Genomic DNA, 12,033 nt, shown 5'->3' on the forward strand with positions numbered 1-12,033 from the left:
CAGCTCGTACGTGTTGCTTTCGAGATGTCCTGTGCCAAAGTGCATCTCCAGTGCGGTCCGGGGCTTGTCGGTTGCGGATATCCCGCACCAGTTTGCCCACGTCATCGGGACGCGCCTACCAGCCGGCCACGATCGGGCGCGTCCCCGGGCGTCACAGTGTGGGGGATGGCATCCCGACTGGAGGCTCTGTCGTGCACCACCACCGGCCACCAGAACCACCGGCCCAACAGGGTAGCGATTGCCGGGACGACAAACGATCGCACAATCAGGGTGTCCATCAGTAGACCCAGACCGACGGCGGTACCGAGTTGGGCGATGTTCCGCGCGGGAGCGACGATCATCGCGAACATCGTGAACCCGAACACCAGGCCTGCGGTCGTCACCACGCCACCGGTATTGGCCATGGAACGGATGATGCCCGTCTTGATACCGGCATGTAGTTCTTCGCGGAACCTGGCCACCAGCAGCATGTTGTAGTCGGCCCCGACGGCGACCAAGAACACGAAGGACAGTGGTGCCACCGACCAGTGCAGTGGTATGCCGATGAGGTTTTGCCAGACGAACACCGTGACGCCCAGCGCCGAGACATAGGACAGTGCGACGGTCCCGATCACCACGATCGCGGCAACCAGGCTGCGCAGGAGAATCAGTATCACGCAGAACACGAAGGCGAACGCGGCCACAGCGCTGGTGATGAAGTCCTCGCGCGTGAACGCCTCGATGTTCAGCAGCGTGCCGCCCGGTCCGCCGATGCTGACCGTGCTGCCCGCCAACGACGTGCCCTTGATGGCCTGTAGTGCAGTCGGGATGATCTTGGAGCTCAGCTCCATCGCTTCCTGGCTGAATCCCTCCTGTTCTGGGGTGATGACCATCCGCGTGACCTTGCCGTCGCTTGAGAAGAAGTACGGCATAGCGCTTTTGAACAGTGGGTTCTCAAATGCCTGCGTGGGTATGAAGAATGAGTTGTTCGGGTCACCGTCGGTGAAGCTCTTGCTCAGGTCGTCGGTGAATTGCGTGATATCGGAGACCTGTGGCAACAGCACCTGCAGGGTGCTCTGCAGCGGTGCGACAACGGCGTTGACCTGGCTGATGAAATCCTTCAGGCCCGGCAGCTGGGCACCGAGTGCCGGCAGGGTCTGTGCCAGCGTTCCGGTTCCGTTCACCAGATTGCCGACGAGCCCGTCGAAACGGTGCAGGTCGTCGAAGAGCGAGAAACCGGTGAGTGCGGCTTGGCAGTAGTCGTTGTCGCGGCAGTTGGGGATGCCGCCGATGAAGTCCTCGGCAGGCTTGACGGTTCCGCGCAGTGAGTCAACCTTTTGCACGACGGCCGCCAGGCTTGTGCGTAATTCGGCTGCACCCGAATGGATCTGGGTTGCTCCTACGGTTCCGGTCTGCAGCGCCTGCTCAAGGCCCCGCACCGTCAGTGACAGTTGGCCCACTCGGCCACTGAGGGCGGTGAGGTCCTCGATGCGCTGTTTGAGCAGGTTTGTCATCTGGGTCAGTCGTCCACCGACATAACCAGCCTGTGCGGGCAGTGTCCCCAGTTCCAGCGGGGCGGCCAATGGCCGGGTGATGCCTTGCACATTGCTGACGCCAGGAATGTTCAATATCGCGCTGCTCATTTTCGCGAGGGCGATCAGGTCGCCAGAGTTACGCATATCGTGGTCTGACTCCACGATGAACACGCTGGGGGACATGATGTTTGGCGGCAAGTGGCGATCCGATGCGGCGAAGCCCACGTTGGCGGGGGAGTCACTGGGCTGGGCCTGCCGCTCGTTGTAACTGGGCTGGAACCCGGGCACTGCTAGAAAGGCAATCGCGAGCACGGCCAGGCTGCCGGCCAGCACCGGACCCGGCCAGCGCACCACATACGTGGCGATGCGCCGCCAACGGCGCTGTGACTTCTCCTCGCGCGGTTCGAAGAACCCGAATCGGCTGCCGGCCGCCAGCGCAGCGGGCGCCAGAGTCAGTGCCGCGGCAAGGGTGACCACGACCGCGACGGTGCAGGGCAGTCCGGAGGTACTGAAGATGGCCAAGCGTGTGAACACCATGCAGGCCGTCGCGCCGGCGACCGTGAGGCCCGAGGCGATGATGATGTGCTGCACCCCGGCAAGCGCCGTGTAGTACGCGGTCACAGGGTCTTCACCTGCCCGGCGCGCCTCCTGGTATCTGCCCAAAAGGAATATGCCGTAGTCGATTCCGGCTCCCAGCACGATTACCGCCAGCAGGGCCGACGCGAAGATCGAGACTCCGATGATTTGGTGCTCGCCGAGGAATGCCACGATCGGGCGCCCGACACCAAGACCTGCTCCTGCCACCAGGAGCGGCAACGCGATGGTGATCGGTGAGCGATACACCACCAGCAAGATGACGCCCACGAGCCCCGCACACGCGACCAGCAGGATCAAGATCGAGTCGTTGATGGAAACCAGTTCGTCGTTCACCACGGCGGACGGACCAGTCAGATGCGCCGTGATGCCCTGGGGCGGTGGGTACTGTGCGATGAGCTCACGGATCTGAGCGGTGGACTCCATGGCCAGGGCGGTCCCCATGTTGCCCTTGAGATTGATCAGGACGTAGGCGGCCTTCCCGTCGGCGCTCTCGTTGGCGGGTGCGAATTGGGGGTCCGACCACAGGTCCATGGACGAGTTGACGTGCTTCCTGTCCTCGTTGATCCGGCCGAGGATCGACGAATAGTACTGGTGCGCTTCGGCTCCGAGAGGCGACTCACCTTCGATGAGCAGGTAGACGAAGTTGTTCGTCCCGGCGCCGCCGAAGTAGTCGCCCATCTTCGAGATGGCTTGAACCGAGGCGGCGTCATCGGGAAGGAACGAACGGGCATGTTGCTTGATCACTGTTTCCAGCTGGGGTACAGCGAGATTGAGGAGGCCGGCCGCGCCGAGCCACAGCACGAGAATGGGTATGGAGAAGCGGTAGAGCAACCGGGCCAGGAGCGGCCGCCCAGGCGCGGCTACCACATCGGCAGGTTTTGCCCACAATTTGTCCAGTATCCGGACCCGCAGGTTGACCATGAGGCTCATGCGACGGTCACCTGGCAAGAGACGGCTGACGCACTGGCAGCGCTTTGATCGCGTGTCAGCCCGTTGATCGTGATGCGGCAGGACAGTTGTCCCGAATTCGACTGGGCAACAAGGCCCACGGGAACCACGAGTTGCTTGGCGTGCAGGGTGGTCTGCCAGGGCAGTGTGCCCGAAACTTCGCGTACCGCACCGTCCACATCCAGATAGGACGCCTTGACGGTACTACCCGCTGGCCCGTCGACCCGATACTCGACGACCTTGTCGCGTGGCTTGCCGGTCACGGGTGGCTTGGCCGAATGGCCGATCGCGGGGTCCGGGATCGCGCTCAAGCGCAGATGGGCGATGTACGCCCCCGCGATACAGAGTGTCGCTATCGACACCAGATACACCCACGCACCACGCATTCGGAGCTCCTCGTTGATCCGGTTGGTGAGCGTTGACGTTAACTGGCCGATCGTTAATTTAACAGTCGGTCATATCAACGTCACACCGATCGGTCTACTGTGATGCGTGCCACATCGATATGTGCTGCCAGTGGACCGCGAGCTGGTACAAGGGATTCATGACAAGGGCAGGCACCAAGGGGATGCCCCGCGCGGAGCGGGAACAGCAGATCCTCGATGCCGCATGCCAGGAGTTCGGGCGCAGCGGATACGCCGGGATGTCGCTGGCGGACGTGGCCGCTGCCGTCGGGGTGTCCAAGCCCATGGTGCTGGCGTACTTCGGTTCCAAGGAGCAGCTGTACATCGCGTGCGTCGAGCGTGCCGGGGCGACCGTCGGTGACCACATCGAGGCGGCGATGGCAGCCGCCCCACCCACGCTGGCATTGCCACGCGCGGTGCTACAGGCCATCTTTCAGGCGTTGGCGCCTCGCCCATCCGATTGGTTGGTGATCTGGGATCAGACCGTGCCCGATGGCAGCGAAGCGCTGGCCGCGGCCCGGGTGGCCAGGGCCCGGCTTGCTGCGCTGGCCGGTCAGGGCGTGGCCGCGGTGGGCAGTGCGGCCACCCAACTGCGTGACCCACAGGATCTCGGCGTGCTCACCCAGGGCTGGATGGGGATGGTCGGCGCCATGATCACCTGGTGGATTCGGCACCCCGATCAGAGCGCGGAGCAGATGGTCGAGCGCGCGAGCCGGCTCATCACCATCATTGCCAGCGCCGGGATATCCGAGGCGGAGTCGCCGGAGGGGGCTGTCGTGCCGCGCCCGGGAAGTCCCGTGCGCGGATCCGGGTCCGGGCAGCCGCTCAACGCGGCATTCGACCTTTTCGGTCGGCGTTGGGCCATCCTCGTTATATGGGAACTACGTTCGGGCACAAGAACTTTGTCGGAACTTAGGGCCGAGATAAGTGATGCGTCCAGCAGTGTGCTCACCACTCGTCTCAAGGAGCTCACCGAGGCCCACATCGTGCGCAACCAGGACGGTCTGTACTCGCTGACGACGGTGGGCAAGGGTCTGTTGGTCGCGCTGGCGCCGCTGCACCTGTGGGCAAAAGCCTGGTCTGCATCGGTCCGGTGACTAAAGTGCCAAGCATGCGCGCCGGAATTCCTGCCATGACCGTCGCCACCGGCGTACTGGCCCTGAGTCTCGGAATTGTCACCCCGGGAACGGCGGCCGCCGATGTGTACCCGCCGTGGTGGGTGTGCGTGGCCAACGGCGGTGAGATGCGTGCGTTCTACCAAGTGGTCACCGAGCAGGATGCCCTCGACCGTTTCCACGATGCGGTTGCGCGGCTATCGCAGACCACCGGCAAGCCGGCGCATGTCGACGTGTGTCAGCCCGCCTAGAGCGGTTTGAGCCGCAGCGGCGTCGAGGCCAATAGCGCCAGCGGATCCAGGTAGTGGGCGGCCGAGGCAGGCCCGCGCAGGGCTCCCCAATGCAGGCAGGCCGGTGCGGCGCAGCCGGGATGTCCCCGCATCAGCGTCCCGACCAGCGCTCCCTCCGCTACCCGCTGGCCCGGTCTGACCAACGGGGTGACGGGTTCATAGGTGGTGCGCAGGCCGCCCTCGTGCTCGATCGACACCAGTGGCCGGCCCGCGAGTGATCCCGCGAACACCACGATGCCCGGCCCGGCTGCGATGACCTGCTGGTCGATGACGCCCGCCAGGTCAACGCCGCGATGTCCCCGGTTCCAGCGCTCCTGAGGTTTGTCGAATTGCCGGGTTACCGCAGGTCGAGGTTGTAGTGGCCAGCCGAATCGGTCTCCGGTATCCGCGGGAGCGGTGGCCGCTATGGGGGAGGTGGCCACCGTCAGCGTGAGGATCAAGGAAGGACAGCCGAGCCCGCGTAACCGCACGCCGTCATAGTGGCCGGGAGATGACGCGGTGGGGAAGAGTCATTCCCGCTCCTGTGGATAAGCCTCCACCACCACGATGCATGGCGAAAAGCACTCGTCGCAGCATGTAAACTCAGTACCGCAACTCGCCCAGCGGGTTGACTTCGCGCGTCTGCACACGAGTTCGTGAGCAACATGCCGGGCGGTCCCACTCAGGTGGGTTCCGGCATCAGCAGGCGCCAGGGCCCAGGATCACCCGATCCCGGGCGACAACCGACATAAAGGAACCATGGAATCATGGCTGTAGTAACAATGAAGCAGCTGCTTGACAGCGGCGCGCACTTCGGGCACCAGACCCGTCGTTGGAATCCCAAGATGAAGCGGTTCATCTTCACCGACCGCAACGGCATCTACATCATCGACTTGCAGCAGACGCTGACCTACATCGACAAGGCGTACGAGTTCGTCAAGGAGACCGTCGCCCACGGTGGTTCGGTCATGTTCGTCGGCACCAAGAAGCAGGCTCAGGAGCCGATCGCCGAAGAGGCGACCCGTGTCGGCATGCCCTACGTGAACCAGCGCTGGCTGGGCGGCATGCTCACCAACTTCTCCACCGTTCACAAGCGTCTGCAGCGCCTGAAGGAGCTGGAGTCGATGGAGCAGACCGGTGGCTTCGAGGGACGCACCAAGAAGGAAATCCTCATGCTCACGCGTGAGAAGAACAAGCTCGAGCGCAGCCTCGGCGGTATCCGGGACATGCAGAAGGTGCCTTCGGCAATCTTCGTGGTGGACACCAACAAGGAGCACCTCGCGGTTGCCGAGGCCCGCAAGCTGAACATCCCGATCATTGCGATCCTGGACACCAACTGCGATCCCGATGTCGTCGACTACCCGATCCCGGGCAACGACGACGCCATCCGCAGTGCCGCGCTGCTCACCAAGGTCGTCGCCTCCGCGATCGCCGAGGGCCTGCAGGCCCGCTCCGGTCTGTCCGGTGCCGACGAGAAGCCCGAGGCCGCCGAGCCGCTGGCCGAATGGGAGCAGGAACTGCTTGCCTCCGCCGTCGCAGAGGCTCCGGCCACTGACGCTCCGGCCGCTGAGGCTGCTGCCACCGAAACCACTGAAAACGCAACTGAGGAAGGCTAAATGGCGAATTTCACCGCTGCCGATGTGAAGCGGCTCCGGGAACTGACCGGTGCCGGGATGCTCGACTGCAAGAACGCCCTGGCCGAGTCCGACGGTGATTTCGACAAGGCCGTCGAGGTGCTGCGCATCAAGGGCGCCAAGGACGTTGGCAAGCGCGCCGAGCGTGCGACCGCCGAGGGCCTGGTTGTCGCGCGTGACGGCGCACTTGTCGAGCTGAACTCCGAGACGGACTTCGTCGCCAAGAACGCCGAGTTCCAGGGCCTGGCCGACGCCATCGTCGGTGCGGCCGCTGCCGGCAAGATCGGCGAGGTCGACGCCCTCCTGGCCGCCGAGGTCGAGGACGGCCGGACCGTTGAGCAGGCGATCGCCGACCTGGCCGCCAAGATCGGCGAGAAGTTGGAGCTGCGCCGGGTGGCGTACTTCGATGGAACTGTCGAGGCATACCTGCACAAGCGCGCCGCGGACCTACCGCCGGCCGTGGGCGTGCTGGTCGAGTACACCGGTTCGGACGAGGGTGCCGCGCACTCCGTGGCGCTTCAGATCGCTGCGCTCAAGGCCAAGTACCTGACGCGCGAAGACGTTCCGGCCGACGTGGTCGAGAACGAGCGTCGCATCGCCGAGGAGACCGCCAAGGCCGAGGGCAAGCCCGAGGCCGCGCTGCCCAAGATCGTCGAGGGACGCGTGACTGGCTACTACAAGGATGTCGTGCTGCTGGATCAGCCGTCGGTGTCCGACAACAAGAAGTCCGTCAAGGCTCTGCTCGATGAGGCCGGTGTCACCGTGACCCGCTTTGCGCGGTTCGAGGTCGGCCAAGCCTAGGTTTCTCAAAACAATTCGGCCCCGCCAGGATTCGTTCCTGTGCGGGGCCGAACTGTTTGTGCGCTAGCCTCGGGCAATGCCAGCTGTTGGGCCTGATGCAAAGCGGTATCCCAAAGGGGAAGCCAAGCGCCGGGAGATCCTCGGCGCCGCGTTGAGGGTGTTGGAGCGCGACGGCGAGGCCGGCGCCTCGATGCGCGTGATCGCAAAGGAAGCCAACATCAGCCTGGCCGGGCTCATGCACTACTTCCCGACGCGCGATGTGATCCTCACTGAGATCCAGCGCGATGCCGATGCCAGATTTGAACATTGGTATGGCAATTCGGACTCCGAGATCGACCCCGGCGAGGTGCTCGCACAAGCGATGCTCGACAAGGCGAGCAAGCCCGGCTCCGGGACGGTGTATCTCTCACTGGCGGCCGCCGCGGCCGTCGACCCGGGCCATCCTGCCGGTGCTTACCTGCGGGAGAGGTACGAGAGGATGCGCACCCTCATCGCCGAGTATGTGCGAGGGCGCCAAGCCGCGGGCGAGGTCCCCGAGCATGTCGATGCTGAATTCGCTGCGGCGGCGCTGATCGCGGCCGCGGACGGCATTCAGATCCAGTGGATGTCGGATCCATCCATCGACATGGGGGATCACATGCGGCGGGTGTGGGAGCGGCTACTGGCCTAGAAAACCATACAGTGTATGGTTTTCGTATGAAATGGATCGTCTCCGTAGTGGCATCGGCAGTCGTCGTGGCATTGGGATTGGCCGCCTGCAGCCCGCGGCAGGAGAGTTCGAAGGACGACTCCGCCTGGGATCGCGGGTTCTACTGGGGTACTGCAACCGCGGGCTACCAGGTGGAGGGCAGTGCTCCCGACAGCAATTGGCGACGCTATGTCGATCGCACCGCCGGTAGGCCGGTAGAGCCCGGGGCTGATCCATTGGGGGCTGGCCCGGTCGACCCGTACCGGCAGGCCGATGATTTCCGCCATCGATACGCCGAAGACATCGCCAACGCGCATGCCATGGGCGTCAACACATTTCGTTTCGGCGTGGAGTGGTCGCGCGTCATGCCGGAGCCGGGCAAGTGGGACGAGAAGGAGCTGGCGTACTACGACTCCATCGTCGCCACACTGCGTGAGAACGGCATCACGCCGATGATCACGCTCATGCACTGGGTGTATCCGGGTTGGGTTGCCGACAACGGCGGGTTCATGAACAACGTCGGAGCGTTTGAGGACTTCGCCAAGGCGATCACCAAACGTTATGCCGGACAAGGGGTGTTGTGGGTCAGTGTCAACGAGCCACTGGCCTTCGGGGCAATGGAGGTGCGCACCGGCGCGATCAAGCCCGATCAGTTCGGCGGGTTCCTGGACAGCGTCGCCCAGGCGCACCGCGCGGTGTACCGTGCCGCTCACGATGCCGACCCCAAGGCGAAGGTGACGACCAACGAGGCCTACATACCGCCAGATGTGCTGGCGCAGTTCGCAGGTTTCGGCGTGAAGGGTATCGAGGGATCGTTCTTTGACCGGGTTGCCGACAGTCTCGACTATCTCGGTTTCGACTACTACACGGGCACTGCGGGGGACAACCTCGCCTCGGCGCAGAGCATGAGGGAGCGCTGGAACATCAAACTGCAGCCCGAAGACATCTACTACGTGTCGCGGCACTATGCGCAGCGCTATCCCGGGCTGCCGATCTACATCGTCGAGAACGGGATGGTCACCGACAACGGCAAGCCCCGGGCGGACGGGGTGACGCGATCGCAGTACCTCGAGGACACCGTCTTCTGGTTGCAACGGGCCAAGGCAGACGGGATCCCGATCATCGGATACAACTACTGGTCGCTCGTCGATAACTATGAATGGGGAAGCTACCGGCCACGTTTCGGCTTGTACACAGTCGACGCGTTGGGTGATCCGGCGCTGAAGCGGGTGCCCACCGATGCTGTCTCGACGTACACCCAGATCACCCGCGATGCCGGGACCACGCCCGGTTACCGCCCGGTGATCCCGGCGGCGAAATGCTCCACCACAGTGGGGCAGGACAGCTGCGCCCCGCTGGATCCCAAGGGGCCGACGGTTCCGCTGCGCTGATCCTCCCGGTCAAATCGTCGTCAGCGCACCGCCGTTGACGTTGATAACCTGCCCGGTGATGTGGCGGGCGCTCGATGAGGCGAGAAAGCTGACGGTGCCCGCGATATCGGCCGGGGTGCCGGCGCGCCCGGTGTGGGTCGAGGCGACGAGGGTGTTACGGCGGCTGTCGGCGAGCTTGTCGCGAAAGAACTCGGTGTCGGCGATGTAGCCGGGCGCAACGACATTCGCGGTGACATCGCGGGGTCCGAGCTGTGCGGCCAGCTGCACATTCCACGAGGCGAGGGCCGCCTTGGCCGCCCCATATGACCCGGCACCATGGTGTGCCGCGATGGAGCCGATGTGAACAACCGCGCCGCCGCCCGCTAGTTGATCGCTGACGGCCGCGGTGGTGAGGACGGCGCTGATGAGGTTGGCCTCCAGGTTGGCGCGCCACTGGCCGGCCAGCTCATGGAGGCCGACGGGCGCGTCGGTATCGAAGTCGGTGTTGCCGCCGGCGTTGTTCACCAACAGGTCGATGGGTCCGGTGAATCGCGTAGCGAGGTCTTTCACCTGATCTGGGCTGGTGTGGTCGCAGGGCAGTGCGCGACTGTTCGGGCCCAGTGCCGCGACGGCCGCATCGAGGGCATCTGCGCGCCGTCCGGTGATGAACACGTGGGCGCCGGAGTCGATGAGTGCCGCGGCGACCGCTAGTCCGATACCGGTGCCGCCGCCGGTGACCAATGCTGTGCGCATACGACACTCCATTCGTTTAGGTCTAAACATTTAGATCTAAACGGTAGGGTCATCCGCATGGAGTGTCAAGACGCCGCCGATGAGATCGCACTGGCATGGCAGCGCGAGAGGCCAAGCGCGCCAACTGATTCTATCGATGTGGTGACCAGGATTTGGCATCTGGCCACGCTGTTCGGTGCCCAGCGGAGAAAGCTTCTGTCCGGGCTCGGGGTGGATATGGCCACGTTGGACTTGCTCAGCACCCTGCGGCGCAGTGGGGCGCCCTACTGCCTGACCACTCGCGAGATCGCCCAGCGGACGATGGTCACGGCCGGGGCGGTATCTCAACGGGTGGCCAGGGCTGAACGCGAGGGGCTGGTGACACGTGAGCCCGGATCGTTGCCGCGCAGTGTGACGGTGTCCCTCACGAAGGACGGGCACCACTTGGTTGAATCCACCGTCGATCAACTGCTCACCGATGAGCTGGAGTTGATCTCAGGGCTGAGCACGGCGCAACGCACGCAATTGGCGCAACTGCTGAAACTGTTGCTCGCCGATGTGCATACGCGGGTTGGGCCGACGGCGCCGACCCATGTCGGCTCTGTCTGATTCTCCGGCCTTACGGTGTCCGGTCGGAGGCGATCACGAAGTCGCGTTCGGGGTCCTGCGGAGAGACCACGGGGTCGCCGTTGACGAGGATGTCGGCGCGTCCGGCGGTGTCGTCCGATCGGAAGTGCTCCTCCTCCGCGGCAATCCATAACTGCCAGAACTCCCGGAGCTGTTGGCCATCGCGATCCTCGGCACGGCGACGACGCGTTGGTTGGTCGGTCTGCACCCAGATCAGCGTGCTCAACTGGTCGGCGGCGGCTGCGCGGCCCGACCCGACGCCCTCGAGAATCAGCACCGATGGCGGTGGGCTGCACTCCCACGGGCCGAACTCGCGCGCCGCCCAGTCGTAGCGTCGGTATCGTGCCTGCTCGCCGCGCGCCCAGGGCGCCAGCACCTGCTCCTCAAGCCGGGGCCACCACCCGAAGAATGTGTCCCAGGACGCAAAGTCGTCGGTGTGCAGGACCGCCGTGGCCAAGGTTGTCGCCGACAGTGCGGTGTGCAATCGCGCAGCAAAGGTGCTCTTACCGGCCGCGCCCCTACCGTCGATGGCGACGACACGCACGTTGCCGCATCGTGGCTCGCTTCTGTTGATGAGCCCGGCCAGCCACGAGAAGCTCCGCTGCTGGTCCGGGGTCGTCATGGCGCGAGCTTACTGGTGCTCGGCTAACCTGTTGCCGTGGACTGGACTGAGCTAATCGGCAGCGCGGCCGGTGTGCTGTTCGTCATCCTTGCGGTCCGGCAAAATATTTGGACCTTTCCGGTGGCCATCGTCAGCTCGCTGTTCTACATGGTGGTCTTCAGCCGACAGACCCTGTACGCCGACGCGGCCCTGCAGATCATGTTCATCGCTTTGGCGCTGCAGGGGTGGTATCTATGGCTGCGTGGTAGTCAGGACCGGCAGGGGGTCGTGGTCCGGCGCACGCCGCGAGCGGCGTGGCTGCCGTTGGCGCTGTGCGTGGCCGCCCTGATTGCGGGTCTCTACGCGTTTCTGGTTGCCTTCACCGATTCCAATGTCCCGCAGCTTGATTCGGTTATCACAGGACTCAGTGTGGTTTCCCAGTTCATGATGAATCGGAAGTGGATAGAGAACTGGGTGCTGTGGATCGTCACCGACACCTTCTCGGTGGGCGTCTACCTCTACAAAGGGCTGAACCTGACGGCGGGCTTCTATGCTTTCCTGAGCATCATGGCCGCGGTCGGCCTGTGGAGTTGGCGAAAAGAGTTGCGCACAGTGGCGACCGCCGAATCAGTATGAATAACCTGCCCCTTTCAACATATAACGCATAAGGGGGCTTGCGGCAAGGCCCGGGTCATGCCGCACAATCGCTGAGCTGAATGTCAGATGCCATGGA

General features: G+C 64.2%; 13 protein-coding genes. 8 read left to right on the plus strand and 5 right to left on the minus strand.

The window, feature by feature from the left end; all coding sequences use genetic code 11:
- Positions 1-101 precede the first annotated feature (101 nt).
- Both B4393_RS12880 and B4393_RS12885 read right to left on the minus strand, forming a co-directional pair.
- Entirely contained in the window at positions 102-3,041 is a 2,940-nt protein-coding gene (locus B4393_RS12880) for an MMPL/RND family transporter (RefSeq protein WP_078334503.1), read from the minus strand.
- Positions 3,038-3,445 (minus strand): MmpS family transport accessory protein, encoded by a 408-nt coding sequence (locus B4393_RS12885; RefSeq protein WP_078334504.1) that lies wholly within the window; start codon positions 3,443-3,445, stop codon positions 3,038-3,040. Before B4393_RS12885 ends, B4393_RS12880 begins: the two co-directional genes overlap by 4 nt.
- 158 nt (positions 3,446-3,603) lie before the next feature.
- On the opposite strand from B4393_RS12885, the gene B4393_RS12890 reads away from it, so the two are divergent.
- Entirely contained in the window at positions 3,604-4,560 is a 957-nt protein-coding gene (locus tag B4393_RS12890; protein ID WP_078334685.1) for a TetR family transcriptional regulator, read from the plus strand.
- Positions 4,561-4,595: 35 nt separating this feature from the next.
- Positions 4,596-4,829 (plus strand): hypothetical protein, encoded by a 234-nt coding sequence (locus tag B4393_RS12895; protein WP_078334686.1) that lies wholly within the window; start codon positions 4,596-4,598, stop codon positions 4,827-4,829.
- Here the strand turns inward: B4393_RS12895 and B4393_RS12900 are convergent.
- The gene (locus tag B4393_RS12900; protein ID WP_078334687.1) at positions 4,826-5,275 is read right to left on the minus strand and encodes a M23 family metallopeptidase; all 450 of its coding nucleotides are present in this window, start codon (positions 5,273-5,275) and stop codon (positions 4,826-4,828) included. The two genes, B4393_RS12895 and B4393_RS12900, sit on opposite strands and share 4 nt — an antisense overlap.
- Before the next feature lie 339 nt (positions 5,276-5,614).
- Between B4393_RS12900 and rpsB the strand changes: the two genes are divergently transcribed.
- The 4 genes from rpsB (at position 5,615) to B4393_RS12920 (ending at position 9,361) form a co-directional block, all read left to right on the plus strand.
- On the plus strand, positions 5,615-6,463 hold the full coding sequence (rpsB, locus tag B4393_RS12905; protein WP_078278231.1) for a 30S ribosomal protein S2: 849 nt from the start codon (positions 5,615-5,617) through the stop codon (positions 6,461-6,463).
- Positions 6,464-7,282 carry a translation elongation factor Ts gene (gene tsf, locus B4393_RS12910; RefSeq protein ID WP_078334505.1) on the plus strand — a complete coding sequence of 273 codons (819 nt, stop codon included), beginning with the start codon at positions 6,464-6,466 and terminating at the stop codon, positions 7,280-7,282. It abuts the gene before it with no gap.
- A 76-nt stretch (positions 7,283-7,358) separates the two neighbouring features.
- Positions 7,359-7,952 (plus strand): TetR/AcrR family transcriptional regulator, encoded by a 594-nt coding sequence (locus tag B4393_RS12915; RefSeq protein WP_070940237.1) that lies wholly within the window; start codon positions 7,359-7,361, stop codon positions 7,950-7,952.
- Between the two features lie 26 nt (positions 7,953-7,978).
- The gene (locus tag B4393_RS12920) at positions 7,979-9,361 is read left to right on the plus strand and encodes a glycoside hydrolase family 1 protein (protein ID WP_078334506.1); all 1,383 of its coding nucleotides are present in this window, start codon (positions 7,979-7,981) and stop codon (positions 9,359-9,361) included.
- Between the two features lie 9 nt (positions 9,362-9,370).
- Here the strand turns inward: B4393_RS12920 and B4393_RS12925 are convergent, their stop codons facing one another.
- Positions 9,371-10,093 carry an SDR family NAD(P)-dependent oxidoreductase gene (locus B4393_RS12925; protein WP_078334507.1) on the minus strand — a complete coding sequence of 241 codons (723 nt, stop codon included), beginning with the start codon at positions 10,091-10,093 and terminating at the stop codon, positions 9,371-9,373.
- A gap of 57 nt (positions 10,094-10,150) precedes the next feature.
- On the opposite strand from B4393_RS12925, the gene B4393_RS12930 reads away from it, so the two are divergent.
- Positions 10,151-10,681, plus strand: a complete 531-nt coding sequence (locus B4393_RS12930; RefSeq protein ID WP_078278226.1) for a MarR family winged helix-turn-helix transcriptional regulator — start codon at positions 10,151-10,153, stop codon at positions 10,679-10,681.
- A gap of 10 nt (positions 10,682-10,691) precedes the next feature.
- On the opposite strand, the gene B4393_RS12935 is transcribed toward B4393_RS12930, so the two are convergent.
- Positions 10,692-11,321 carry a uridine kinase family protein gene (locus tag B4393_RS12935; RefSeq protein ID WP_078334508.1) on the minus strand — a complete coding sequence of 210 codons (630 nt, stop codon included), beginning with the start codon at positions 11,319-11,321 and terminating at the stop codon, positions 10,692-10,694.
- Positions 11,322-11,357: 36 nt separating this feature from the next.
- Here B4393_RS12935 and pnuC point away from each other — a divergent pair, with 36 nt between their 5' ends.
- A complete protein-coding gene (pnuC, locus tag B4393_RS12940) occupies positions 11,358-11,936 on the plus strand; it encodes a nicotinamide riboside transporter PnuC (RefSeq protein ID WP_078334509.1) in 579 nt (192 codons plus the stop codon).
- Positions 11,937-12,033 lie beyond the last annotated feature (97 nt).

The sequence above is a fragment of the Mycobacteroides franklinii genome (assembly GCF_002013895.1).
Classification (GTDB): Bacteria; Actinomycetota; Actinomycetes; order Mycobacteriales; family Mycobacteriaceae; genus Mycobacterium; species Mycobacterium franklinii.